This window comes from Gordonia soli NBRC 108243, assembly GCF_000334455.1.
Taxonomy (GTDB): Bacteria; Actinomycetota; Actinomycetes; order Mycobacteriales; family Mycobacteriaceae; genus Gordonia; species Gordonia soli.
The window spans coordinates 20823-46601 of record NZ_BANX01000002.1 but is presented as its reverse complement, the minus strand read 5'-3'; the positions used below and the strand labels follow the sequence as shown (position 1 = coordinate 46601).

Annotated in this window: 24 protein-coding genes and 2 tRNA genes; 18 read left to right on the top strand and 8 right to left on the bottom strand. The window is 66.3% G+C overall.

Annotated features, from left to right (window positions below):
• Positions 1 to 27 precede the first annotated feature (27 nt).
• A complete protein-coding gene (locus GS4_RS00695; RefSeq protein WP_007616465.1) occupies positions 28 to 474 on the bottom strand; it encodes a PH domain-containing protein in 447 nt (148 codons plus the stop codon).
• A gap of 271 nt (positions 475 to 745) precedes the next feature.
• Here GS4_RS00695 and GS4_RS00690 point away from each other — a divergent pair, with 271 nt between their 5' ends.
• The 7 genes from GS4_RS00690 to GS4_RS25480 all read left to right on the top strand — a co-directional run bounded on the left by GS4_RS00690 (position 746) and on the right by GS4_RS25480 (position 6626).
• The gene (locus GS4_RS00690; RefSeq protein WP_007616462.1) at positions 746 to 2707 is read left to right on the top strand and encodes an acetolactate synthase large subunit; all 1962 of its coding nucleotides are present in this window, start codon (positions 746 to 748) and stop codon (positions 2705 to 2707) included.
• The gene (gene ilvN, locus GS4_RS00685; protein ID WP_007616460.1) at positions 2704 to 3207 is read left to right on the top strand and encodes an acetolactate synthase small subunit; all 504 of its coding nucleotides are present in this window, start codon (positions 2704 to 2706) and stop codon (positions 3205 to 3207) included. Before GS4_RS00690 ends, ilvN begins: the two co-directional genes overlap by 4 nt.
• Positions 3208 to 3277: 70 nt before the next feature.
• Positions 3278 to 4291: a ketol-acid reductoisomerase gene (gene ilvC / locus GS4_RS00680; protein ID WP_007616458.1), complete on the top strand. Its 1014-nt coding sequence runs from the start codon at positions 3278 to 3280 to the stop codon at positions 4289 to 4291.
• 226 nt (positions 4292 to 4517) lie between these two features.
• Positions 4518 to 4820: a hypothetical protein gene (locus GS4_RS00675; RefSeq protein WP_007616456.1), complete on the top strand. Its 303-nt coding sequence runs from the start codon at positions 4518 to 4520 to the stop codon at positions 4818 to 4820.
• Between the two features lie 51 nt (positions 4821 to 4871).
• Positions 4872 to 5435 carry a hypothetical protein gene (locus GS4_RS00670; protein ID WP_007616454.1) on the top strand — a complete coding sequence of 188 codons (564 nt, stop codon included), beginning with the start codon at positions 4872 to 4874 and terminating at the stop codon, positions 5433 to 5435.
• On the top strand, positions 5432 to 6238 hold the full coding sequence (locus GS4_RS00665) for a hypothetical protein (RefSeq protein WP_007616452.1): 807 nt from the start codon (positions 5432 to 5434) through the stop codon (positions 6236 to 6238). The genes GS4_RS00670 and GS4_RS00665 overlap by 4 nt, the downstream gene beginning before the upstream one ends.
• Positions 6239 to 6380: 142 nt before the next feature.
• Entirely contained in the window at positions 6381 to 6626 is a 246-nt protein-coding gene (locus GS4_RS25480) for a hypothetical protein (RefSeq protein ID WP_157226440.1), read from the top strand.
• Between the two features lie 203 nt (positions 6627 to 6829).
• Here GS4_RS25480 and GS4_RS00655 read toward each other — a convergent pair whose 3' ends face one another.
• On the bottom strand, positions 6830 to 7498 hold the full coding sequence (locus tag GS4_RS00655; protein WP_007616446.1) for a chymotrypsin family serine protease: 669 nt from the start codon (positions 7496 to 7498) through the stop codon (positions 6830 to 6832).
• A gap of 295 nt (positions 7499 to 7793) precedes the next feature.
• Between GS4_RS00655 and serA the strand changes: the two genes are divergently transcribed.
• Positions 7794 to 9389, top strand: coding sequence for a phosphoglycerate dehydrogenase (gene serA, locus GS4_RS00650; protein ID WP_007616443.1), 1596 nt, complete (start codon positions 7794 to 7796; stop codon positions 9387 to 9389).
• Positions 9386 to 10399, top strand: coding sequence for a 3-isopropylmalate dehydrogenase (locus GS4_RS00645; protein ID WP_007616441.1), 1014 nt, complete (start codon positions 9386 to 9388; stop codon positions 10397 to 10399). The genes serA and GS4_RS00645 overlap by 4 nt, the downstream gene beginning before the upstream one ends.
• Positions 10400 to 10537: 138 nt before the next feature.
• Here GS4_RS00645 and GS4_RS00640 read toward each other — a convergent pair whose 3' ends face one another.
• Complete coding sequence (locus tag GS4_RS00640) at positions 10538 to 11758, bottom strand: MFS transporter (protein ID WP_281169192.1); 1221 nt, start codon at positions 11756 to 11758, stop codon at positions 10538 to 10540.
• Between the two features lie 156 nt (positions 11759 to 11914).
• On the opposite strand from GS4_RS00640, the gene GS4_RS00635 reads away from it, so the two are divergent.
• From GS4_RS00635 to GS4_RS00610, 6 genes are all read left to right on the top strand, one after another.
• Positions 11915 to 12688 carry a fumarylacetoacetate hydrolase family protein gene (locus GS4_RS00635; protein WP_040509012.1) on the top strand — a complete coding sequence of 258 codons (774 nt, stop codon included), beginning with the start codon at positions 11915 to 11917 and terminating at the stop codon, positions 12686 to 12688.
• A complete protein-coding gene (locus GS4_RS00630) occupies positions 12685 to 13509 on the top strand; it encodes an alpha/beta fold hydrolase (RefSeq protein ID WP_007616436.1) in 825 nt (274 codons plus the stop codon). Before GS4_RS00635 ends, GS4_RS00630 begins: the two co-directional genes overlap by 4 nt.
• Before the next feature lie 47 nt (positions 13510 to 13556).
• Positions 13557 to 15044 (top strand): glutamate--tRNA ligase, encoded by a 1488-nt coding sequence (gene gltX / locus GS4_RS00625; RefSeq protein WP_051989579.1) that lies wholly within the window; start codon positions 13557 to 13559, stop codon positions 15042 to 15044.
• 77 nt (positions 15045 to 15121) lie between these two features.
• Positions 15122 to 15193, top strand: a tRNA-Gln gene (locus GS4_RS00620).
• A gap of 53 nt (positions 15194 to 15246) precedes the next feature.
• Positions 15247 to 15319, top strand: a tRNA-Glu gene (locus GS4_RS00615).
• A gap of 290 nt (positions 15320 to 15609) precedes the next feature.
• Entirely contained in the window at positions 15610 to 17130 is a 1521-nt protein-coding gene (locus GS4_RS00610) for a catalase (protein WP_007616434.1), read from the top strand.
• Between the two features lie 21 nt (positions 17131 to 17151).
• Here the strand turns inward: GS4_RS00610 and GS4_RS00605 are convergent, their stop codons facing one another.
• Positions 17152 to 17658 carry a pyridoxamine 5'-phosphate oxidase family protein gene (locus GS4_RS00605; RefSeq protein ID WP_007616433.1) on the bottom strand — a complete coding sequence of 169 codons (507 nt, stop codon included), beginning with the start codon at positions 17656 to 17658 and terminating at the stop codon, positions 17152 to 17154.
• A gap of 44 nt (positions 17659 to 17702) precedes the next feature.
• Positions 17703 to 18437, bottom strand: a complete 735-nt coding sequence (locus GS4_RS00600; RefSeq protein ID WP_040508904.1) for an IclR family transcriptional regulator — start codon at positions 18435 to 18437, stop codon at positions 17703 to 17705.
• Between the two features lie 114 nt (positions 18438 to 18551).
• On the opposite strand from GS4_RS00600, the gene leuC reads away from it, so the two are divergent.
• The 3 genes from leuC (at position 18552) to GS4_RS00585 (ending at position 21477) form a co-directional block, all read left to right on the top strand.
• Positions 18552 to 20000: a 3-isopropylmalate dehydratase large subunit gene (gene leuC / locus GS4_RS00595; protein ID WP_007616431.1), complete on the top strand. Its 1449-nt coding sequence runs from the start codon at positions 18552 to 18554 to the stop codon at positions 19998 to 20000.
• Between the two features lie 102 nt (positions 20001 to 20102).
• A complete protein-coding gene (gene leuD / locus GS4_RS00590) occupies positions 20103 to 20696 on the top strand; it encodes a 3-isopropylmalate dehydratase small subunit (RefSeq protein WP_007616430.1) in 594 nt (197 codons plus the stop codon).
• Positions 20697 to 20871: 175 nt separating this feature from the next.
• Positions 20872 to 21477: an HU family DNA-binding protein gene (locus tag GS4_RS00585; protein ID WP_007616429.1), complete on the top strand. Its 606-nt coding sequence runs from the start codon at positions 20872 to 20874 to the stop codon at positions 21475 to 21477.
• A 236-nt stretch (positions 21478 to 21713) separates the two neighbouring features.
• Here the strand turns inward: GS4_RS00585 and GS4_RS00580 are convergent, their stop codons facing one another.
• From GS4_RS00580 to cofC, 3 genes are read right to left on the bottom strand one after another with little or no spacing between them, the layout of a single operon-like run.
• Entirely contained in the window at positions 21714 to 22643 is a 930-nt protein-coding gene (locus tag GS4_RS00580; protein WP_007616428.1) for an NUDIX hydrolase, read from the bottom strand.
• 37 nt (positions 22644 to 22680) lie between these two features.
• Positions 22681 to 24864, bottom strand: a complete 2184-nt coding sequence (locus GS4_RS00575; protein WP_007616427.1) for an RNA degradosome polyphosphate kinase — start codon at positions 24862 to 24864, stop codon at positions 22681 to 22683.
• Positions 24865 to 24871: 7 nt separating this feature from the next.
• Positions 24872 to 25675, bottom strand: coding sequence for a 2-phospho-L-lactate guanylyltransferase (cofC, locus tag GS4_RS00570; protein WP_245555525.1), 804 nt, complete (start codon positions 25673 to 25675; stop codon positions 24872 to 24874).
• Positions 25676 to 25779 lie beyond the last annotated feature (104 nt).

The following is a 25779-nucleotide window of genomic DNA, read 5'->3' as shown; positions in this document are numbered from 1 at the left end:
CGGGGGTCGACGCGCCGATCAAGAAGGTCAGTCCTCGGGCAGCGTCGCGTAGGGGTCGGGGATGCGGCCGGCGCTCGCCGCCGACAACCGCGGCAGATCCTGGAATGCGATGGCGGGCAAGCGGACACTGGTTCCGTTGATGAGCACGGCGCGCACCGAACCCCAGCGCTTGAACTGGAGGCCGTCCAGTTCGGCCCACGGGATGTCGCGGGTGGAGAACGTCCCGACGGCCTGCAATCCGTCGACCGTGACGACGGTGCGGATACGCCAGATCCACCACGCCAGGACAAAGGGCAGAACCAGGGTCCAGCCGAGCAGCGGCAGCGAGATGCCGGCCACGATGACGCAGACGAGCAGCACCATCAACACGGTGATGTACGCGACCTTCTGGACGCGGAACTCCTGCGGGAGGTCGATCGGCTGCGGCTCGTCCGCAGGGGGGGAGGCCTCGGAATCACTCGGTGGCGTGGACACGCTTCCATTCTGTCACCCGCTCCGATGATGCTGTCCACCTGCCCGTTCCCACAGTGTGGGACGCATTGGTCCGGAGTTTGACTAGGCGATATACGCGGTCATACCGTGGTGGACGTGATGCAGAACCACTCTCTCGTAGTAATCGGCCGGCGCGTCGTCGCCTGACCGGTCACTTCGTAGACCTCAGCATCGACGCGCCACCCTCGAACAGCTCAGCTGTCGGGGGTTTTTTCTTGTCACCGACCAGACCACACAAGATGAGGATCGTGCAGTGAGCGCACCAACAGCACGCACCGACGCCGCCGACAGGGCGGCGCGTACGGGAGATGGACGCACCCAGTCCCCGGCGGCGGGAAACCTCCGGGCGGTAGGGCAGCACACGGTCGCGCCGGAGCGCGTCAGCGGTGCCCAGTCGGTCGTCCGGTCGCTCGAGGAGCTCGGCGTCGACGTCGTCTTCGGCATCCCTGGTGGAGCGGTTCTGCCCGTCTACGATCCGCTTCTCGACTCGCAGAAGGTGCGTCACGTCCTGGTTCGCCACGAGCAGGGGGCGGGTCACGCCGCCACCGGCTACGCCCAGGTCACCGGCCGCGCCGGAGTCTGCATGGCGACCTCGGGGCCCGGCGCCACCAACCTGGTCACCCCGCTCGCCGACGCCCAGATGGATTCGGTGCCCGTCGTCGCCATCACCGGCCAGGTCGGCAAGGCGCTGATCGGTACCGACGCCTTCCAGGAGGCCGACATCTCCGGCATCACGATGCCGATCACCAAGCACAACTTCCTGGTGAGCAACGGTGCCGACATCCCGCGCGTGATGGCTGAGGCCTTCCACATCGCCGAGAGTGGCCGCCCGGGTGCGGTTCTCGTCGACATCCCCAAGGACGTCCTGCAGTCGCAGACGACCTTCTCCTGGCCGCCGCAGATCGACCTGCCCGGATACCGCCCGGTCACCAAGCCGCACGGCAAACAGGTCCGCGAGGCCGCTCGACTGATCAACGCGGCATCCGCTCCGGTGCTCTACGTCGGCGGCGGCGTGATCAAGGCCAATGCGACAGAAGAACTCCGGGAGTTGGCCGAACTGACCGGCATCCCGGTGGTCACCACGCTGATGGCTCGCGGAGCGTTCCCCGACAGCCATGAACAGCACCTGGGTATGCCCGGTATGCACGGGACCGTCGCGGCGGTCGCCGGATTGCAACGCAGCGACCTGCTGATCACACTCGGCGCACGCTTCGACGACCGCGTCACCGGTCAGCTGTCGTCGTTCGCACCCAACGCCAAGGTCATCCACGCCGACATCGATCCGGCCGAGATCGGCAAGAACCGGGTGGCCGACGTGCCGATCGTCGGTGACTGCAAGGCCGTCATCGCCGACCTGACCGAGACGCTCCGCAACGAGCGCGCCACCTCCGGCACCTCGCCCGACATCAGCGAATGGTGGAAGTACCTCGACGGCATCCGCTCGACGTACCCCCTGAGCTACGACCGTCAGGCCGACGGCTCGCTGTCGCCCGAGTACGTGATCTCGGCGATCGGCAAGGCCGGGGGACCGGACGCCGTCTATTGCGCAGGTGTCGGTCAGCACCAGATGTGGGCTGCCCAGTTCATCTCCTACGAGAAGCCGCGTACGTGGTTGAACTCGGGCGGTCTGGGCACCATGGGTTACGCCGTTCCCGCCGCGATGGGCGCCAAGATGGGCGCTCCCGAGACTGAGGTCTGGGCCATCGACGGTGACGGCTGCTTCCAGATGACCAATCAGGAACTGGCCACCTGTGCCATCGAGGGCATCCCGATCAAGGTCGCACTCATCAACAACGGCAACCTGGGCATGGTCCGCCAGTGGCAGACGCTCTTCTACGAGGAGCGGTACTCGAACACCGACCTGGCGACGCACTCGCGCCGTATCCCGGATTTCGTCAAGCTCGCAGAAGCGTTGGGCTGTGCAGCCTTCCGTGCCGAGACCGAAGAAGAGGTCGACGAGGTGATCGCCAAGGCACGCGAGATCCACGACCGTCCCGTGGTCATCGACTTCATCGTCGGTGCCGACGCGCAGGTGTGGCCGATGGTCGCAGCAGGCACGGGCAACGACGAGATCATGGCGGCCCGTGACATCCGGCCGCTGTTCGACGACGACGAGTCGGCGTCGGGCCCGGTCGAGATCCACCAGACGATGAACGCCGAGCAGTCGGTCGCGAAGGCACCGGCCGACGCGTCTGCGGAGAAGGGCAACCGATGAGCACCACCCACACGCTGAGCGTCCTCGTCGAGGACACCCCGGGTGTCCTGGCACGTGTGTCGGCACTGTTCTCGCGTCGCGGCTTCAACATCGAGTCGCTGGCGGTCGGACCGACCGAGCTCAAGGGCATTTCGCGGATGACCATCATGGTCTCCGTCGAGGACTTCCCGCTCGAGCAGGTCACCAAGCAGCTCAACAAGCTGATCAACGTCATCAAGATCGTCGAGCAGGACCCGGCCAACTCGGTGTCCCGCGAGCTGATGATGGTCAAGGTCCGCTCCGACGCCACGGTGCGCACCGAGGTGATCGAGGTGGTCAACCTGTTCCGCGCCAAGGTCATCGACGTCTCGCCCGAGTCGCTGACCATCGAGGCCACCGGAACGTCGGAGAAGCTCGAGGCGCTGCTGCGGATGCTCGATCCGTACGGCATCCGCGAGATCGCGCAGTCGGGGGCTGTGACGCTGGGTCGGGGGCCGAAGAGCATGTCGGCCAACCGCTGACAGCACGTAGTACACATCCCTTGGGTCGCAACGACTCTCGAGGGCAACAGAAAATCGAAGGGAAGTAATAGTGGCGATCGAACTGTTCTACGATGACGACGCCGATCTGTCGATCATCCAGGGTCGCAAGGTCGCGGTGATCGGCTACGGCAGCCAGGGCCATGCTCACTCACTGTCGCTCCGGGACTCGGGTGTCGAGGTCGCGGTCGGTCTGCGTGAGGGCAGCAAGTCGCGTGAGAAGGCCGCCGAGCAGGGCCTCAAGGTGCTCAGCGCCGCCGAGGCCGCCGAGTGGGCCGACGTCATCATGATCCTGGCGCCGGACACCTCGCAGGCGAAGATCTTCACCGAGGAGATCGAGCCGCACCTGAAGGATGGCGACGCCATCTTCTTCGGCCACGGCCTCAACATCCACTTCGACCTGATCAAGCCCGCGGAGAACATCACCGTCGGCATGGTCGCGCCGAAGGGCCCGGGCCACCTCGTCCGTCGCCAGTTCGTCGACGGCAAGGGTGTGCCCTGCCTGATCGCCGTGGACCAGGACCCGAAGGGTGAGGGCCAGGCCCTCGCGCTCAGCTACGCCAGCGCCATCGGCGGTGGTCGTGCGGGCATCATCAAGACTACCTTCAAGGAAGAGACCGAGACCGATCTCTTCGGCGAGCAGGCCGTGCTCTGCGGTGGCACCGAGGAACTGGTCAAGACGGGCTTCGAGGTCATGGTCGAGGCCGGTTACGCGCCGGAGATGGCCTACTTCGAGGTTCTGCACGAGCTCAAGCTGATCGTCGACCTCATGTACGAGGGCGGCATCGCGCGCATGAACTACTCGGTCTCCGACACCGCGGAGTTCGGTGGCTACCTGTCGGGCCCGCGCGTCATCGACGCCGACACCAAGGAGCGCATGAAGGCGATCCTCGCCGACATCCAGTCCGGTGAGTTCACCCGTCGCCTCGTCGCCAACGTCGAGAACGGCAACACCGAGCTCGAGGGCCTCCGCAAGGCCAACGCCGAGCACCCGATCGAGGTCACCGGCAAGAAGCTGCGCGACCTGATGAGCTGGGTCGACCGGCCGATCACCGAGACCGCCTGATCTCACTGCTCTGCTGACGAGCCCCGCACCGATTCCCGGTGCGGGGCTCGTCCTTTCGTGGGGCAGCCGCGCGCAGGTGAATCCGTCGTAGAAAGTGTCGGTGAGCGACGCTTCAGCCGGGTGACTACAGGGGAGGTCGCCCGCTCGGGAACCGGACCAGACGAGCGCGCGTCCAATGAATCGAGTGACCTAGGATCTACGCGAGCTGAGATACGACGGGGGATTCATGACCGGGGTAGAAGTCGATCCGGAGGTCTTGCGGAGCTATGCCACCAAGGTGAGCGATGCGTCCACCTCGGTGTCGCAATCCGGGTTGCCCAGTACGTTGGACGAGATCGCCACGTGTATGCCCGGTTCGTCGACGTCCTATTCCGCGAGCACCGCTGCGCCGGTGGTTCGTGGAGCGTTGCGTTCGCTGGGGCTCTTCTATTACTCGCTCTCCACCGCCGTCACGAACTCAGCAGGCGAATTCCAGGGAACCGACGACGAGATCGCCGGAAAGCTGCGTCGAGTGGCAGAACCGAAGTGATCCCCAGTCGGACTGTCTTCAACACATGGAGGGTCGACGGACTCGCAAGCGGTGGCACCGAATCTCAAAACCGGTGCTGCGTCGATCGCCTCACTCGGGACGAACATCGAGAACGGCGTCGTGAGAATGAGTACCGACAGGTCATGGTCCGGTACATCGCACCACGCAGCCAGTGCGGCGGCCGGTAAAGGCACGCAGAAGCCGGGCGAAGACCACGCTACCGCGAAGGCAGACGGTGTGAGCTATGCGCTTACGACGCCGCGCGAGCTGGAAACACTGGCGGGTACGACGATGGTGGACGTCACCGCCAAACACATTGCCGAGACGAATCCGATTCTGACGGCGAACCAAGCGGCGACGATCAAGTACGGCGGACAGATGTTGGGCCCAGTTCTTGGCGTTCTGTCCTCTGGAGTCAACTACGCGACCGCAGAGAGCGACTATGGCAGATGCGTCGCCACGACTACTGCGGCAGTTGGCGTAACGGGAGATCTGCTCATGATGTCGCTGATGCCCGAGCTTGCACCGGCAAAGGCACTAGGTGCCGGGATGGTCGGCGGCCTGGTGACCAGTGGGATCGGAAAGTTCCTGGCAGAACAGAGGTGTGGGAATTGAGTCACGACGTTGAGCCATTTCCTGCCCTCCACGCGTGGCGAACGATTCCTTGGCGCGGCGCGGTTACAGGAATACTCATTTTCCTACTCTTCACTGTGTTCTTCGGGGTGCAGGGTGTGTTCAATCTCGCGCGGAGTGAGTGGTACGGAGCCGTTTCGATGCTTGCGCTCAGTGCAGGCTGGGGATTCGACGTCCTCGCCTTGTTCAGGGCACAGGTACTACGTCGAATGTCACGTGCACCGATGCGCGGTGTCACTCTGCAGGGCCGTCGGCTGCAAGTCCGCCTGGACGAGAAGTTCGTCGTGTTGGACCTCGTTTCTGCAGTCTTGGTTGTCACCGGCATGCTGATGTTTGCGGTAGGAGTTCCGCGACGTTTGATGGACTTTCCCTTTGCGGGCGAAGGTGCACGCCTGATCTATCCGGCCGCGGCACTGATCGTGGCTATCTACTACGCACGGGAGACAATCGCGAGATCCCGCAACTTCGGCGAATCCGTGCGGTTGTCCGAAGCAGGGATCTCGACGTGGTCCCTGGGTCGCGAACCGATCAGGTGGCCGGCGTCGGGCGTTCGCCCGATCGAGACTCGTGGCGATCGCAACATAGGAACCAGGGTCTCGATCGGCCCGACGGAGAACAATCGAAGTGTGCGCGTCGACAACCTGTCGATAGGTGCCCCCGCGATGTTGTGGCTCCTCGACTTCTACGCGCGGCACCCAGAGCTGAGAGAAGAACTCTCGGACGGACGGTCGATAGCTCGTCTTCGGTCTGGCGCTGTGGTCGAGATGGCAGACCGATATGCGTGACTCGACCCCGTCACGGCTACCGTTGCCGAGCGAGTACATCATGGTCTTGCAGGAAATGTCGCGAGACCCGCTCACCGCTGGTGAGGTGCGCGCAGCAATCGCGGATCTCGGTGACCCTGGTCTGAGAGAACAGATCACGCCCATGCCTTCACGTTGGCGCGCAGACGATTACGAGCTGTTCGCTGTTGACGGTCGAGTACGTACTGCAGAGATCGAACGCCGCATCCGAATGGCGGTCGATGAGTGGTTCGAGGACCGCGGCGGGCTCCTCACCACCGGGATATCAGATGACGAGCGACGTCGGATCGCGGAGTGGACGAGCGAGCAGTTCTACCTCGAGATGGAGGTGTGGCGCCGTCGCCACCCCGATGCCCCGTACGAGGACTGATTCCCGGTCGCTCAGCACTGTTGTTTCACCCAGTACGTAGTCGAAAGTGTCGGTGAGCGACACCTTCGACTACGGAATCGCCCGGGCGGTCGGGTCAGCAGGGGAGACACGCGGAATGGACCGCGTGCACCGGTCGTCAGTCAGATCAACGATGAAGGGCCCCAGCGCAAGCGCTGGGGCCCTTCATCATCGAGTGGTGTGTGTCAGATCGGGCGGAAGCTGCCGTACTGCGGCAGCGAGCCGACCCGCTTGAGGATCGGGGCGATGTTGGTGCCGGTCTCCGGACCGATGCAGCCGAGGAAGTAGTAGGCGTTGACCATTCCGATGAGGCGGTCGCCGACGACGACCGGGCTGCCGGAGTCACCCTCGATCACGCAGATCTGGGAGAAGTGGGCGCTGCCCTCGGAGAACCACGCCAGACCGCAGGTGTTGCCCGTCGTGCGCCCCTGCTTGCAGGCCACGGTGGGGAAGCCGATCGGTCGGGTGTCGATGGTGCGGATGGTCACGCCACGCACGGTGCGGAGCGGGACGACCTTGGCTGCGTCGAACTCGATGATCGCGACGTCGAGGTCACTCGCCGAATAGGTGATGACGCCGGCCTGGCCGCGATCCTGGAAGGTCTCGGAGTAGACCTTCTGTCCGGGCTTGCCGCAGTGACCCGCGGTGATGCCGATGAGCTTGTTCGTCTTCGAGCGGCCGATGGTGGTCAGCGTGCACGCAGATGCGGAGTTGCCGCCCTTCAGCACGAGGATTCCGGAGCCACCGCCCAGGAACACCTTCGCCGGTGCGGCGACAGCAGAACTCGCCCCCCAGCCGGTCAGCACCGTTGCAGCAGCCAGAACTGCCAACAGCACCGTCAGCTTCTTGATCATCCACTCTCCACTCGTCGACGCACCACAGCCACGGCCCGGCGGGCCATGCACACCGTACCCGGCGATTCCGAGGCACCGTAGATCACGGAATCTTCCTGGGGTGCGTTTGCAACCTATCCGTAATGCCCGTCACAACGTAGCGGTAATGCCCGTCACACTCCAGCCGGACCTCGCGGCGGCCGCCGTCACCGGCGCGGACCGGCTGCGAGGTGGCGCGTGAGGGACCTCTAAGCTGAGGCCCGGAAAAGACGTTGTGATCCGCTGTCAGTCAATCCACCCGAGTCTGGAGACAAAAGTGACCTCTGCTGGCCGTCCGGTCGTTCTGATCGCCGACAAGTTGGCCGCCTCCACCGTCGAGGCCCTCGGTGACGATGTCGAGGTGCGTTGGGTCGACGGTCCCGACCGCCCGAAGCTGCTCGAAGCCGTCGCGGACGCCGACGCGATCCTGGTGCGCTCGGCGACCACCGTCGACGCCGAGGTGCTCGAGGCAGGCCCGAACCTGAAGATCATCGCCCGCGCAGGAGTCGGCCTCGACAATGTCGACGTGCCGGCCGCGACCGCTCGCGGTGTCATCGTCGTCAACGCGCCGACGTCGAACATCCACACCGCTGCGGAGCACGCGATCAGCCTGTTGCTGTCGGCCGCCCGCCAGATCCCGGCCGCGGACGCCACGCTGCGTGAGCACACCTGGAAGCGGTCGTCTTTCAACGGTGTCGAGATCTTCGACAAGACGGTCGGCGTGGTCGGTCTGGGCCGGATCGGCCAACTGGTCGCCGCACGCCTGGCCGCCTTCGAAACCGAGATCATCGCCTACGACCCCTACGTCTCGGCGGCCCGCGCCGCGCAGCTGGGGATCGAGCTGGTGAGCCTCGACGAACTGCTCGAGCGCGCCGACTTCATCACCGTGCACCTGCCGAAGACGCCGGAGACACTCGGTCTGATCGGTGCCGATCAGCTGGCGCGCACGAAGAAGGGCGTCATTCTGGTCAATGCCGCGCGCGGCGGATTGATCGACGAGCAGGCCCTCGCCGACTCCATCAACTCCGGACACGTCCGGGCCGCAGGTCTCGACGTGTACGCGACCGAGCCGTGCACCGACTCGCCGCTGTTCGAGCTGCCGCAGGTCGTGGTGACCCCGCACCTCGGCGCATCGACGAGCGAGGCCCAGGATCGGGCGGGCACCGACGTCGCCAAGAGCGTACGACTGGCGCTGGCCGGTCACTTCGTCCCCGACGCGGTCAACGTCACCGGCGGTGCGGTCAACGAAGAGGTGGCCCCCTGGCTCGAGGTCGCCCGCAAGCTGGGCGTGCTGGTCGGCGCGATCAGCCCCGAGGTGCCCACGTCGATCGTCGTCGACGTCCGTGGCGAGCTGGCTGCCAACAACGTCGAGATCCTGGGACTGTCGGCCCTCCGGGGGCTGTTCTCCGCGGTCCTCGAGGACCCGATCACCTTCGTCAACGCCCCGAGCGTCGCCGCCGATCGCGGTGTCTCCAGTGAGGTCACCACGGCGACCGAGAGCCCGAACCACCGCAGCGTGGTGGACGTGAAGGCCGTGTTCGGAGACGGCACGGTCCACAACGTGACCGGCACCTTGAGCGGCCCGCGTCTGGTCGAGAAGGTCGTCAACATCAACGGCCGCAACTTCGATCTGCGTGCCGAGGGTCTGAACCTCGTCGTCAGTTACGCCGACCAGCCCGGTTCGCTGGGCAAGATCGGCACCCTGCTGGGCAATGCCGGCGTCGACATCCTCGCCGCCGGTCTGTCCCAGGACGCCGAGGGCTCGGGCGCCACCGTTCTGCTGCGTGTGGACCGTGCGCTCGACGACGATGTGGTCGCCGCCATCCGCGAGGCCGTCGGCGCCACCCTGATCGAACAGGTGGACCTGTCGTGAAGCTCGCAGTCATCGCCGGCGACGGCATCGGACCCGAGGTCATCGGCGAGGCGCTCGACGTGTTGCGCACCGTCGTCCCCGAGGTCTCCACCACAGAGTTCGACCTCGGCGCCCGTCGCTATCACCGCAACGGCGAGTTGCTCACCGAGGACGATCTCGCCTCGCTTCGCGACCATGACGCGATCCTGCTGGGCGCCATCGGAGATCCGTCGGTCCCGTCGGGTGTGCTCGAACGAGGACTGTTACTGCGCATGCGGTTCGCGCTCGACCATCACGTGAACCTCCGCCCCTCGCGCAAGTTCGCGGGTGTCCGGTCGCCGCTGGCCGGCGATCCCGACATCGACTTCGTGGTGGTCCGCGAAGGCACCGAGGGGCCGTACACCGGCAACGGTGGCGCGATCCGCGCCGGTACGCCGCACGAGGTGGCCACCGAGGTCAGTGTCAACACCCGCTTCGGTGTGGAGCGGGTGGTGCGCAACGCCTTCGAGCGTGCGCAGTCACGTCGCAAGCACCTGACCCTCGTGCACAAGACGAACGTGTTGGCATTCGCCGGGTCGCTGTGGAGCCGCGCGGTCGAGGAGATCGGGGCCGAGTACCCCGACGTCACGACCGACTACTGCCACGTCGATGCGGCCACCATCTACCTGGTCACCGATCCCGGTCGCTTCGACGTCGTGGTCACCGACAACCTCTTCGGCGACATCATCACCGACATCGCCGCAGCGGTCACCGGCGGCATCGGGCTGGCGGCATCGGGCAACATCGACGCCACCGGCACCAACCCGTCGATGTTCGAGCCGGTCCACGGCAGTGCGCCCGACATCGCCGGTCAGGACAAGGCGGATCCGACCGCCGCGATCCTGTCGGTGTCGCTGCTGCTCGACCACCTCGGTCAGGCCGACGCCGCTGCACGGATCGAGGCCGCGGTTGCCGCCGACCTCGCCGAACGCGGTGACGAGAAGTTGTCGACCACCGAAGTCGGCCGCCGCATCCGCGCGCGTCTGTCCTGACCCCACGGGTCAGATCGCCAGTAGTCCACCCGCTCTCCCGCGCCGAAGTCCGTGCGGGAGGGCGGGTGAATTCGTCTGCCGGGTCGGCACGATCGGACGTTCGCCTCGAGTCCGGGCCCTCGACGGCCTGGCCTGGAGTCAGTCCGATGCGCTGCGGTCACGAGGGACCAGCGGAGCCGCGACGACCGGGGCGATGGCCGCGATCGCGAACGCGGCCGGGTAACCGACCGCCGAGATGGTGGCGCCGATGATCGGGACGGCGGCCGACCCGGCAAGGTACTGCGCGGTGTTCTGGATGGCGAGTCCGCGACCACTCCACGACGGACCCGCATACTCGGCGATCGCGGTGAACGCCAACCCGTTGTCGGCGACGGTCACCACCGATGCGACGACCATGACGGCGATGGCGACCGGTGAGTCGATCAGGTCGGTCAGTGCCAGCAGCCCGGTGGTGAGGCCCGCCGCCACCGCGATGACCCGGATGGGCTTCATCCGCGACCGCCAGACGTCCGACCATCGTCCGGCCGCAATCCGCCCCAGCGCACCCACCACCTGGGTCACCGTGACCAGAGCGCCGGCCGCGGGGGCCGACCAACCTCGGTCCACGATCAGCCAGACGGGAACGAACGTCCAGAGGATCATCTGGGGTATCACCAGCAACACGCTCACCGCATGGACGCGGACCAGGAAACGGTTGCCGCGGTAGGGATTGCGGGACACCGGGGACGTGGCGCCCGACGAGGTCTGCGTCGAGACACCGGATTCCGCTGTCGGCGGGTCGACGATCGCGACTGCCGTGGCGATCAGGGCGAGCACAGCCACGATCAGGAAGACCGCGAATCCTGATGCCACACCGAAGTGTTGGGATGCCGACGGAACCGTCATCGCACACACGCCGACCCCGAGGGGCTGCGCCATCTGGCGGACCCCCATGGCAGTCCCGCGCTGTTCCGGCGGAAACCAACCGACCACGATGCGTCCGCTGGCTCCGTTCGTCGATGCCGCGGCCGCGCCCGCGACGAGCAACAGGGCGCCGATGACGCCGAAATCCTGACCGGTCGCCGCGGCAGCCACGATGGCCGCGGTGCAGACGACGGTGGCGCCCAGCGAGATCAGGAGTATCCGCCGCTCGCCGCGGCGATCGAGTGCCCATCCCCAGGCAACCGTCGTCAGCATCAACCCGACCATCGGAGCCGATGCCAGCAGCGATGCGTGCGCGAGGCTGATGTGACCTCCGCGTTGCAGTTCCGGGATGAGGAACGCCACGCCGCTGACCACGCACGTCGTCGCCATCGCTGCGAGCAGTGAGCACGCGAGGATAGACCATCGTCGGAATGTGGTGGTCGGTGCGACGGTGATCGACACGGTCTCCTCCTTCGGTGGCTGCCGGGACATCGGGCTGTCGATGATCCGGTGAGATCAAGTCTCACGATATGAGACATATTGCCCACATTGTAGAACGAGATGACGGGGTCGGCGAAGTCGGCTCCCGCGATGTGGGATATGGTCGTGGCCATGCGTTTGGGACGAATTGCCAGCCCTGACGGCGTCGCCTTCGTGGCCGTCGAGGGCGATGAAGGCTCCGAGACGGTGCGTGAGATCGCGGAACACCCGTTCGGCTCACCGACCTTCACCGGTCGGTCGTGGCCGCTCGCGGATGTGCGTGTGCTGGCGCCGATCCTGGCGAGCAAAGTCATCTGCATCGGCAAGAACTACGCCGCCCATGCCGCCGAGATGGGAGGCGAGGCGCCGGAGAACCCGGTGATCTTCCTGAAGCCGAACACCTCGATCATCGGGCCGGAGGTGCCGATCGTCCGCCCGCCGTCGTCCGACCGTGTCGACTACGAGGGTGAGCTCGCAGTTGTCATCGGCAGGCCGTGCAAGGACGTCAAGGCGGCAGCCGCCAAGGATGTGATCCTCGGCTACACCGTGGCCAACGATGTCACCGCGCGCGATCAACAGAAGGCCGACGGGCAATGGACGCGGGGCAAGGGCTACGACACCTTCTGCCCGCTGGGGCCGTGGATCGTCACCGATCTCGACCCCACGGACCTCGAGATCACCACCGAGTTGGACGGTGAGGTCAAACAACGGAGCCGCACGTCGCTGCTGTTGCACTCGGTCGGCGACATCATCGAGTGGGTCTCGCGCGTGATGACCCTGCTGCCGGGTGACGTCATCCTGACCGGCACCCCGGAGGGGATCGGTCCGATGGTGGCAGGCCAGCGGGTGTCGGTGTCGGTGCAGGGCATCGGCACCCTGAGCAATCCGGTGGTGGACAAGCCGTGACCGCACCGCAGACTGCCCGCGTCAACGGGATCGACCTGTCCTACGAGGTGGCCGGCAACGGACCGCTCGTCGTCATGGTGATGGGTACCGGGAGTCCCGGTCGGGTGTGGAAGGCCAACCAGCAGCCCGCACTGGTCCGGGCCGGCTATCGCGTCGTCACCTTCGACAACCGTGGCATCTCGCCGTCGTCGGAATGCGCCCAGGGATTCACCCTCGACGACATGGTCGCCGACACTGCGGCACTGATCGAGCACGTGGGTGGGGGACCAGCCGTCGTGATCGGTACCTCACTGGGTGGGCGGATCACCCAGGAGCTCGCGCTGGCGCGCCCGGACGTCGTGCGGGCCGCCGTGATGATCGCGACTTACGGACGCAACACCGCTCTGCAAGAGGCGATCTCGGCGGGTGAGCGCGCGTTGTACGACAACAAGATCACCCTGCCCGCGGAGTACCAGGCCGCGATCACCGCGCACCTCAATCTCTCTCGGCACACGCTGGACGACGACCGCTCGGCGCGCGACTGGCTCGACGTGATCGGGTTCTCGTCACAGGCGATCACCCCGGGCGTCCGCGCGCAGCTCGAACTGCACAATCGGGAAGCGGATCGACGGACCGCATATCGCGGGATCTCGCGTCCGTCCCTCGTGATCGGCTTCGCCGACGACCGGACGCTGCCCGCTCATCTCGCGCGAGAGGTGGCCGAGGCAATCCCCGGGGCCCGCTACGAGGAGATCGAGCGTGCGGGTCACTTCGGGTACCTCGAACGTCCCGACGAGGTGAACCGCCTGCTCATCGACTTCCTGGGGTCGTTGCCGAGCTGACCGCCGGGCCCACGGGAGGCGAGATGACGTTCGATACGCTGAGCGTCATGACCGGTTCTGATGCTGTGCGTGTCCGTTTCTGCCCGTCGCCCACCGGCGTTCCCCATGTGGGCCTGGTGCGGACGGCGCTGTTCAACTTCGCTCAGGCGCGGCACGACAAGGGCACCTTCGTCTTTCGCATCGAGGACACCGACGCCGCTCGGGACACCGAGGAGTCCTACGCCGCGATCCTGGATGCGCTGCGCTGGCTCGGTCTGGACTGGGACGAGGGTCCGGAGGTCGGTGGGCCGTACGCGCCCTACCGACAGTCCCAGCGCCGTGAACTCCATGTCGGGGTGGTCGCGGAGCTCCTGGCCGCCGGCGAGGCCTACGAGGCCTTCTCGACTCCCGAAGAGGTCGAGCAACGGCATCGCGCTGCCGGTCGCGACCCCAAACTCGGTTACGACAACTTCGACCGCGATCTGACCGACGCACAGCGTGAGCAGTACCGCGCCGAAGGACGGACACCCGTTGTGCGCCTGCGGATGCCCGACGAGGACATCACGTGGGACGACCTCGTCCGCGGGACCACGACCATCAAGGCCGGTACCGTCCCCGACTTCGCCCTGACGCGCGGCTCCGGTGGCCCGCTGTACACGTTGGTCAATCCGGTCGACGACGCGACGATGAAGATCACCCACGTCCTGCGCGGAGAAGACCTGCTGTCGTCGACCCCGCGTCAGATCGCGCTGTACCGCGCTCTCATCCGCATCGGTGTCGCCGAGGTGGTCCCGGAGTTCGGGCACCTCCCGTTTGTGATGGGGGAGGGCAACAAGAAGCTCTCCAAGCGTGATCCGCAGTCGAACCTCTTCCATCACCGCGATCGCGGTTTCATCCCCGAGGGGCTGCTCAACTACCTCGCCCTGCTCGGCTGGGGATACTCGTCCGACAACGACATCTTCTCGCTCGACGAGATGATCGCTGCGTTCGATGTGCGCAACGTCAATGCCAACCCGGCCCGCTTCGACCAGAAGAAGGCCGACGCGATCAACGCCGAGCACATCCGGCGTCTCGAACCGGCCGACTTCGCGGCGCGCTTGCGGGCGTTCCTGGTGGCGAGCGGTGACTTGACCGAACCTGTCGAGGAGGAGCCGTTCCGCGTGCTCGCCGACCTCGTGCAGACCCGCATCCAGGTCCTGTCCGACGCGTGGGGACTCATCTCCTTCTACTACGTGTCCGAGGATGCATTCGTCTTCGATGAGAAGGCCGCTGCCAAGAACCTGGGCGCCGATGCCCTGCCCGTCATCGACGCGGCGGTGGCCGCGGTCGCAGACCTGAACGAGTGGACGACACCGGCCCTGGAGGCCGCCCTGAGTGCCGCTCTGGTCGACGGATTGGAGCTCAAGCCGCGAAAGGCCTACGGGCCCATCCGCGTCGGCGTGACCGGAGCGGCGATCTCGCCGCCACTGTTCGAGTCGATGGAACTGCTGGGACGCGAGCGCACCCTGGCGCGCCTCGCCGCCGCGCGCGCTGTCAGTGCAGAAAACCAGGCCTGAACTGCGCGTTTGTGGAGTTCCGGGAACCCTTTGATACTCTTCTCCTCGGTCGTTTTCCGCAAGGAGAAGCAGACCATTGGGGTATGGTGTAATTGGCAACACAGCGGTTTCTGGTACCGCCATTCTAGGTTCGAGTCCTGGTACCCCAGCGAGCTGAGAGCAGTGCGGACCGGTTACACTTGGTTCCTCAGTTCAGTTCTAGGGCCCCGTCGTCTAGCGGCCTAGGACGCCGCCCTCTCAAGGCGGTAGCGCGGGTTCGAATCCCGTCGGGGCTACTCGAGAAAGACCCCCTCACCGGCGTATCCGGAGAGGGGGTCTTCTTGTCGGCCGGGGTAGTTCCTCAATGGACTCGAGATGGGCAGCCTCGTCTGTTGGGAAGGCGGGAACTTGCAGCGCACACCCATCGGCACGACATGTGTCGAGCCACTCGTGCCGCCCGGGCTCGCACCATCGTCCGCCGTGATCGCCGAACCACTCGTCGATCACGGGTCTACAGTCGGATCCAGGGCCCTGAAGCCGCCGGGACTCTCACAGCCCACACGACATCGACCTTTTCGGAGGCGGCATGTCCGATAATCAACAGCCCTATACGACACGCGACTCCGGTGCTCCGGCCGGGAGCGACGAACACTCGCTGACCGTCGGTGCCGGCGGACCCATCGTCTTGCACGATCACTACCTGATCGAGCAGATGGCACAGTTCAACCGGGAGCGAATCCCGGAACGTCAGCCCCATGCGAAGGGGAGTGGCGCCTTCGGCACCTTCGAGACGACCGAAGACGTATCCGCTTACACGAGTGCGGCATTGTTCCAACCCGGTGTGAGAACCGAGATGGCAGCACGCTTCTCGACGGTGGCCGGAGAACGTGGCAGTCCCGACACCTGGCGCGACCCACGAGGATTCGCGCTCAAGTTCTACACGTCCGAGGGTGTCTACGACATGGTCGGCAACAACACCCCGGTCTTCTTCGTGAAGGATCCGATGAAGTTCCAGCACTTCATCCGATCGCAGAAGCGCCGTGCCGACAACAACCTCCGCGACCACGACATGCAGTGGGACTTCTGGTCCCTGTCACCCGAGTCGGCTCACCAGGTGACATGGCTGATGGGCGACCGCGGGATCCCGAAGACGTGGCGCCACATGAACGGGTACAGCTCGCACACCTACCTGTGGGTCAACGCCGAAGGCGTCAAACACTGGGTGAAGTATCACTTCATCACCGATCAGGGGATCGAGTTCTTCACCCAGCACGAAGGTGACCAGATGGCGGCCGCCGACACCGACTTCCACACTCGGGATCTGTTCGAGTCGATCGCGAACGGGGACAACCCGAGCTGGACGCTGAAGGTGCAGCTGATGCCGTACGACGACGCCACGGCCTATCGATTCAATCCGTTCGACCTGACCAAGGTGTGGCCACACGGCGACTACCCGCTGCACGAGGTGGGGAAGATGACGTTGCACACCAACCCCACCGACAACCATGCGCAGATCGAGCAACTCGCGTTCGAGCCCAACAACACTGTCCCGGGCATCGGGTTCAGTCCCGACCGCATGCTGTTGGCGCGTGTTTTCTCCTACGCCGACGCACATCGGCATCGCCTGGGCAGCAACTACAAGCAGATCCCCGTTAACGCGCCGACCAACGAGGTGCACAGCTACTCCAAGGACGGGCGGATGCGCATCGACCTGGCGAGTGATCCGGTCTACGCGCCGAACTCGAAGGGTGGGCCGGCAGCGACCTACAGCGGCCAGGGCGAACCACAGTGGGCGGCCGACGGTGAGATCGTGCGGACCGCCTATGTCGATCATCCCGAGGACGACGACTGGGGTCAGGCGGGGACGATGGTCCGCGAAGTCCTCGACGACGACGCCCGCGCCCGATTGGTCGACAACGTGGTCGGGCACCTGCTGAACGGCGTCACCGATCCGGTCCTCGCGCGGGCGTTCGAGTACTGGGACCGTATCGATCCCGACATCGGCGCCCGTATCCGCACGGGCGTCGACGAGAAGAAAGACGAACCCGACCCGAAGGTCGACGAGCAGGGGAACCCTGCCCGCTCGTCGATGCAGGCGAAGGTCTGACGCTCGACCTGTCGCGTCGACCTACTCGGTCGACGCGGCAGGGGCCGTGGTACCGGCCACGGGCATCTCGGGCAGCCCGAGCTTGCGGTGATCCCACGAACGCACCCGGTCGGCCGCGACGCGGACCGCCACGCGTTTGTTCATCATCGCGTCCACCATGGGACGCACCTCGTCGGAGTACGGGCCGGTGTATCGCTCCCACACGCTGATACCCACGCGCAGACAGGATTCGGGGTCGTCGAGGATCTCCGCGGTTCCCTCGAACGCGACTCCGCGCAGGGTGTCGTAGGTGTCGCCGTCCTCGATCAGCACCGAGCATCGCGCGTTGCGCCTGAGGTTGACGGCCTTCTGTGACTTGGCCTTCGTCTCGAACCAGATCTCACCGTCGATGACGCCGTACCACATCGCCACCAGGTGGATGCTGCCGTCAGGGCCCGTGGTGGCCAGGGTCGCGGTGCGGCTGCGGCCGACGAAGTCGGCGATCTCCTCGTCGGACATCACGATCTGTGTGCGCTGGTTGACTCCCATACCCGCACCGTATCGGACCGCCTCGGAAGGCGGCGCCCGGTTGTTCAGGAGCGGGTGGACTGCAGGCGTTTGTGGATCGCATCGGCGGCTGCCAGGAGATCGGCCGCCCACCGCGCGCCCGGACGTCGGCCCATCCGATCGATCGGACCCGACACCGATATCGCGGCGACGACCTCGCCAGCGGCGTCACGCACGGGAGCTGACACGCTCGCGACACCCGCGGCGCGTTCGCCCGCACTCTGCGCCCAGCCGCGACGGCGGATCTCGTGCAGCGCTCGCTCGCCGAACACACTGTCGTGCAGGAGTGCGCGTTGTGTCGACGGCTCCGCCCACGCCAGCAGCACCTTGGCGGCCGAGCCGGCGCTCATGGGCAGCCGGGTGCCGACGGGAACGGTGTCCCGCAGTCCCGTCGGTGGTTCGACCGCGGCGACGCAGACACGCTCGGAGCCCTCGCGCCGGTAGATCTGCACCGATTCCCCGGTGATCTCACGGAGTCTGGGGAGCACCATCAGGGCGGCCTCACGCACCGGATCGTGTGCGGAGGCGGCGAGCTCACCCAGCGCGGCACCGGGCTGCCATCGACCAGAAGCGTTGCGCGCCAGCAGTCGGTGCGTTTCCAGACCGACGGCGAGGCGATGGGCGGTGGCCCTCGGTAATCCGGTGCGTTCGCAGAGCTCGGTGAGGTTGCACGGTGCCTCCGCAATGGCCCGCAGAACCGCCACCGATTTGTCGAGCACGCCGATTCCGCTGACGGGTGCCGATGAGCTATGCTGTCCCATAGGACGATACTAGCTGTCCAAATAGTGAGATGTCCATGCTGGCGACGCACGTCGAGGCCACAGCCCGACCTCCGACGAGGTGTCGAAGCGACCGAACAGATGTGAGTTACAGCCATGAGTCACAGCCCGACCGCGCCGCGCACACTCGCCGAGAAGGTGTGGGACGACCACGTCGTCGTCCGCGGAGAGAAAGACGCCGCAGGCAATCAGAACCCCGACCTCATCTACATCGATCTCCATCTCGTCCACGAGGTGACCAGCCCGCAGGCCTTCGAGGGGCTGCGTCTGGCCGGACGCCCGGTGCGTCGCCCGGATCTCACGATCGCCACCGAAGACCACAACGTCCCGACGGTCGACATCGACAAGCCGATCGCCGACGAGGTCTCACGGACCCAGGTCGAGACATTGCGCCGCAATTGCGCCGAGTTCGGTATCCGCCTGCATCCGATGGGCGACGCCGAGCAGGGCATCGTCCACGTCGTCGGTCCGCAGCTCGGACTCACCCAGCCCGGTACGACCGTCGTGTGTGGCGACAGCCACACGTCCACCCACGGGGCGTTCGGCGCACTCGCGATGGGCATCGGTACCTCCGAGGTCGAACACGTGATGGCCACCCAGACGTTGTCGCTGCGTCCGTTCCGGACGATGGCCATCACCGTCGACGGTGAACTGCCGGCCGGTGTCACGAGCAAGGACCTGATCCTCGCGGTGATCGCGAAGATCGGTACCGGCGGCGGACAGGGCTACGTGCTCGAGTACCGCGGCTCCGCCATCGAGAAGCTGTCGATGGAAGCCCGGATGACCATCTGCAACATGTCGATCGAGGCCGGTGCGCGCGCCGGGATGATCGCCCCCGACGCCATCACCTACGAGTTCCTGAAGGGGCGTCCGCACGCTCCGGCGGGTGCCGACTGGGATGCGGCCGTGGCCTATTGGGACAGCCTGCGCACCGATCCGGGAGCCGAATTCGACGCCGAGGTGCACATCGATGCCTCGACGCTGACGCCGTTCGTCACCTGGGGCACCAACCCGGGTCAGGGTGCGCCGCTGGGCGCCTCGGTCCCGGATCCCGCCGAGATGGTCGACGAGACCGCCTCGACGTCCGCGGCAAAGGCGTTGGAGTACATGGACCTGACCCCGGGCACTCCGCTCCGGGATGTCTCGGTGGACACGGTCTTCGTCGGCTCGTGCACCAACGGCCGGATCGAGGATCTGCGTGCGGTGGCGGAGATCTTGGACGGCCGCCACATCGCCGACAACTTACGGATGCTGATCGTGCCGGGCTCCATGCGCGTGCGCGCGCAGGCCGAGGACGAAGGACTCGGCGAGATCTTCACCGCGGCCGGCGCCGAGTGGCGTCAGGCGGGATGTTCGATGTGCCTGGGCATGAACCCCGATCAGTTGGCGCCGGGGGAGCGGTGCGCGTCGACCTCGAACCGCAACTTCGAGGGCAGGCAGGGCAAGGGCGGCCGGACCCATCTGGTGTCACCGGCGGTCGCGGCTGCGACCGCGATCCGCGGGACCCTGTCGGCCCCCGCCGATCTGGAGCCCGTCGCCCGTTGACCCACCGAGCGGTGCGCACGCCCGAGCCGCCGCCCGAATCGAACCCGACGAACCCGGGTGTCCGTACCCAGAAGGTATGGACCGACCGTACGGAGAACTTCCATGGAGCCCTTCATCACCCACACCGGCATCGGTGTGCCACTGCGCCGCAGCAACGTCGACACCGACCAGATCATCCCCGCCGTGTACCTCAAGCGCGTGACCCGCACCGGTTTCGAGGACGGACTGTTCGCCGGGTGGCGCAGCGATCCCGACTTCATCCTCAACGTCGAGCCGTGGAGCCGCGGGTCGGTTCTGGTGGCCGGACCGGACTTCGGAACCGGGTCCTCCCGCGAGCACGCGGTGTGGGCGCTGTCGGACTTCGGCTTTCGGGTGGTCATCTCGTCCCGGTTCGCCGACATCTTCCGCGGCAACGCCGGTAAGGCGGGTCTGGTGGCGGCGCAGGTGGAGCAGTCCGACGTCGAGTTGCTCTGGAAGCGGCTCGAGGAGCAGCCGGGGCTGGAAATCACCGTCAGTCTTGCCGATCGGACCGTGACGGCTGCAGACCTCGTGGTGCCGTTGGCGATTGACGACTACACGCGGTGGCGTCTGATGGAGGGTCTCGACGACATCGGACTGACATTGCGCCAGGTAGACGCGATTTCCGAGTTCGAGGCCGACCGCCCCGGATGGAAGCCCGCGACCCTGCCGCAGTGATCTCGGCGGGTGTCTGCTCGGGTTCTCGGAGCCTTTCCCGGAAGTCGTTTTCCGCTGTCGATTTCGTAACACGCCTGGTTAATCCGCGTGGAAGATGGACGTTTTCGAATTCGACGTTTACCGTGTGGTGGTAGCTGGCCTTGAAGATGGGTCAGAACAGCTTGCGGAGGTATCCATGAACAAGGCAGAGCTCATCGACGAGCTGACAAAGAAGCTCGACGCTGATCGCAAGACCGCGACCCAGGCCGTCGAGTTGGTCGTCGACACCATCGTGCGTGCGGTGAACAAGGGTGAGAGCGTCACCATCACCGGCTTCGGTGTCTTCGAGAAGCGTCGCCGCGCCCCGCGCGTCGCACGCAACCCGCGCACCGGCGAGACCGTGAAGGTCCGCGCCACCTCGGTTCCCGCGTTCCGTCCGGGCGCACAGTTCAAGGCAGTCGTCGCGGGCAAGCAGCGCCTGTCCGCCAGCGGCCCGGCCGTGAAGCGTGGCAGTAGCGCTGCCGCACCGACGAAGTCGACCGCGGCGAAGAAGACCACCGCGGCCAAGAAGACGACGGCGGCGAAGAAGACCACCGCGGCCAAGAAGACCACCGCCGCCAAGAAGGCTCCGGCGAAGAAGACCACGACGGCCGCCAAGAAGACCACGGCGGCGAAGAAGGCTCCGGCCAAGAAGACGACAACGGCCGCCAAGAAGGCTCCGGCCAAGAAGGCCCCGGCCAAGAAGACGGCTGCCAAGAAGGCTCCGGCGAAGAAGACCGCTGCCAAGCGGACTCGTCGCTGACGCGACAGCGCGAAAATTGTCGCTGACGCGACAAGCAACCCAGCTCGGCCCCCGACGTACTTCCCTCGTCGGGGGCCGATGCTTGTCCGGGCTGCGATGGGGTGCCTACATCAGATTCCGGACTCCACGATTCCCGGTCGGGTCGCGTCGGCCGCGGATGCTACGCCGTCTCGCTGTCGACCTGCCCGAAATCAGTTGCAGCGCAACGATTCATGACTGAGTCGGATTGACCGCCGTCAGGTGCCGGCCAGCTCGCCGTGATCGGTGTCCGGGAGTGGGCTGTCGATGTGATCGGCGGCGACCAATCGCCCCTCGTGCAGCGACACGACCCATACGCTGCCCTTCCGGTTGCGTGCGGACGGCAGTCTCAAGCCGTCGTGATCGGACCACCACCGCATCAACGGTGGGATCACCTTGCCCTGACTACACACCGCGGCGACAGTGTCGGATTGCTCGGCGATCCGACGGATGCGCCGGTGTGCCATCGTCGGGTCGGCCGCGTACGCCTCTTCGGACAGATCCGGTTCCGGGATGATGTCGACGTCGAGTGCACGCCGGAGCGGCTCGAGGGTGTCCCGGCATCGGACCCGATCGGCCGCGTACAACGTCTGCGCTCCGAAAGCGGACAGCAGCGGGACGAGAGCCTCGGCCTGGCGGCGTCCGTCCCGATCCAGCGGGCGCAGGCGGTCGTCGCCGCGATAGCGTGACCGCCGGCCCGCCTTGGCGTGGCGGACCACCAGCAGGGTGTCGAGATCTGCGGGCAGCCGGTCGAACTCGCGCAGGATCTTCTTGTCGAGTCGGTAGCTGAGAGCTGTGTCGGCATCTGCGACGCTCAGCCATCGGAGTTCATCGACCTCGTGGTTGCTGTGGAACTGACCGGCGACCGCCCGAGCAGACCAGTAGCGCACCCGCTTTCGAGTGCTGTTGGGCAGATCGTAGGCGACGTCCCGTAGGTGCCGTCCCAGCCGCACGTCGTATCCGGTCTCCTCCCGGAGCTCGCGGACAGCGGTGTCCACCATCGTCTCGCCGGGATCGGCCTTGCCCTTGGGCAGGGTCCAGTCGTCGTAGCGGGGGCGGTGCACCAGCCCGACCTCCACACGGCCATCGTCACCCGGACGCCACAGGACTCCGCCTGCGGCCCACACGGTCTTCGTGTTCTTCGACATCGCACGTGATCCTAGGCAGCGAAGGTTACGAGATCTCTCACCCTGCCTGGTCCGACTGTCGGCGGTGTCGGCGCATCATCTGGCGCTGGTGGTCGCGGACCTCCTCGCCTGCGGCGGGGGAGGCGACCCAGCTGCCGTCGGACTGCAGCACCCAGCACCGGGTCCGCTCGTCCAGCGCCGACGCGAAGATGTCACCCAACTCGGCGGTCAGACGGGTGTCCCGTACCTGGACCATCACCTCGACCCGACGGTCGAGGTTGCGGTGCATCATGTCGGCACTGCCGATCCAGAACTCGTTCTGCGACCCGAAATGCAGAATCCGTGAGTGTTCCAAGAACTGGCCGAGGATCGATCGCACCGCGATGTTCTCGCTGACGCCGGGCATGCCGGGACGCAGCGCGCAGATGCCGCGGACGACCACGTCTACCGGCACCCCGCTCTGGGAGGCCCGATACAGCGCATCGATCACCTGCTCGTCGACGAGTGCGTTGGCCTTGACCCGGATCCGCGCCGACTCGTCGCCGTCGCGGAAGCGCTCGATCTCGGTGTGGATCCGATCGATGATCCCGGCGCGAATCCCGTGCGGGGCCACCAGGATGTTGCGGTACTCCTTCTTCCGCGAATACCCCGTGAGCGTGTTGAAGAGGTCGGTCAGGTCGGCGCCCACATCCGGGGAGGCGGTCAGCAGGCCCACGTCCTCGTAGAGTCGGGCGGTCTTGGGATTGTAGTTGCCGGTCCCGATGTGGCAGTAGCGCTTGATCGTCGAGCCCTCGCGGCGGACCACCAGGCACGTCTTGCAGTGCGTCTTGAGGCCGACGAGACCGTAGACGACGTGGACACCGGCCTGCTCGAGTTGCCTCGCCCACTTGATGTTCGCCTGCTCGTCGAACCGCGCCTTGATCTCCACGAGCGCGACCACCTGCTTGCCCGCCGCGGCGGCGTCGATGAGCGCGTTGACGATCGGCGAGTCACCGGAGGTGCGGTACAGCGTCTGCTTGATCGCCAGTACCTGGGGGTCGGCCGCAGCTTGTTCGATGAACCGCTGCACGCTGGTGGAGAAGGAGTCGTACGGATGGTGCACCAGCACATCGCCTTCACGCAGTGTGGAGAAGACGCTCTTGGGTGTCTCGCGCTCGCCGAATGCGGGATGGGTCGCGGGCACGAACGGGCGGTCCTTGAGGTGGGGCCGATCGAGACCGTAGACCTCGAACAGACACGACAGATCGAGGAGCCCGGGCACCTGGATCACATCGCCGGGGTCGACGTCGAGCTCGCGCAGGAGGAGTTCGAGCATGTGCTCGCTCATGTCGTCGGCGACCTCGAGGCGCACCGGGGAGCCGAACCGGCGACGGGCGAGTTCACGTTCGAGCGCCTGTAGGAGATCCTCGTCCCGGTCCTCCTCCACCTCGAAGTCCGCGTTGCGGGTGATGCGGAAGACGTGGGTCTCGACGATCTCCATGCCCGGGAACAGCTGTCCCAGGTTCGCCGCGATCAGATTCTCCATCGGCAGGAAGACCACCGAGGGACGCTCGCCGTCGGCACGGGGTGGCGCGGGGAGCAGTCGGTCGACGCGAACGAAACGGTTGACGTTGTCGGGCACCTTGACGCGGGCGAAATGTTCACCGCCCTCACCGGCATCACGCACCGTGACGGCGAGGTTCAGGCTCAGTCCACTGATGTAGGGGAACGGGTGCGCCGGATCGACCGCGAGCGGCGTGAGCACCGGGAACACCTCGTCGTGGAAGTATTCGACCATCCGCGCGCGCTGTTCGTCCGACAGGTCCGACCAGCTCACGACGTGGATGTCGTTCGCGGCCAGCGAGGGACGGACGGAGTCGAGGAACACCCGTGCATGGCGATCGGCGATCGTCTGGGTGCGGCCGGCGATCCGCAGCAACTGCTCCCGTGGTGAGAGCCCGTCGGCGGACCGCACCGAGAGACCGGTCTCGTCGCGCCGCTTGAGGCCCGCGACGCGGACCATGAAGAACTCGTCCAGGTTGGACGCGAAGATGGCCAGGAACTTGGCGCGTTCGAGCAGGGGCAGGGAGGTGTCCTCGGCGAGTGCGAGAACACGCGAATTGAAGTCCAGCCAGCTCAGTTCGCGATTGAGATAGCGGTCTTCGGGCAGATCGGTGAACTCCTCGGGCACCAGTGTCGCTGCGGGCGGCGCACCGGGGATCGTCGGGATCGGAGGGGTGACGGTGTCGTCGGCGGGGCTCACCACACCATCATGACGCATCCACCGAGCCGCTGACACCGGGCTGCGACGGATCCAGCACCGCGATCGTGCGGGGGCCGAGCCCGAGCAGCCGTGCCGCGTCCAGGTCGGTGGCGGTGTCGACGTCGGTGCGCAGATCCGGCCACAGCAGGCCCGTCGGGTCGAGATCGATTGCGCCGGCGTTTATATGGGCGGTCAGCGAGTCCACACCGAACCGCGGTGGCGCGCTCTCCGATGCGTCGCGCACCAACAGAGTTGTCCCGGTGCCGTCCCGATCGCCGAGTACCGCCTGCCGGTGCCCGGCGGCTGCAGCCAGCACTTCCCGCAGACTCCGCGGGGTGGCCGCGGGCAGGTCTGCCTGGACCAGGACCATCGTGTGGACACCGGGGCGATCTGCCGACAACGCCATGGCACCCTGGGCGTACGCGCGGTTGAGGGGATCGACCCCGCGGGACGTGAACCCGTCGCTGTGTGCTTTTCCATGCACCGGACGGTGGCCGTGGTCGACGGCCGGCCGCTCCCGGATCCCGATCGCCCCGACCTCGGCGGCCACCCGCAGCACGGCGTCGTCGGGTGTGACCACCGCGATGTCGGCGACACCGGCGGCACCCAGCGCCCCGATGGTGTCGGCGAGCATGGCCAGCACCAGATCGCGGTGCGCACCCACCGTCCCGCCGGCGCGATGCCGACAGTGGCCGGTGACCCGCAGGGATGCGGCGAGTCGGGTCTTGGCGGAGTCGAGGTCCTTGACCGCCAACACCGCCGCGACACCCTCGAGTCCCATCGGTCCGATGGGTCGGCTGCCCCACTGCATGCCCTCCATCATGGACGACCGTGAGGGATTTGCCACCGCCGCCCGGCTGCGCACGGATTCACATGGTCGGGGAGCGGCGGCCGACTAGGGTGTCAGGAACGATC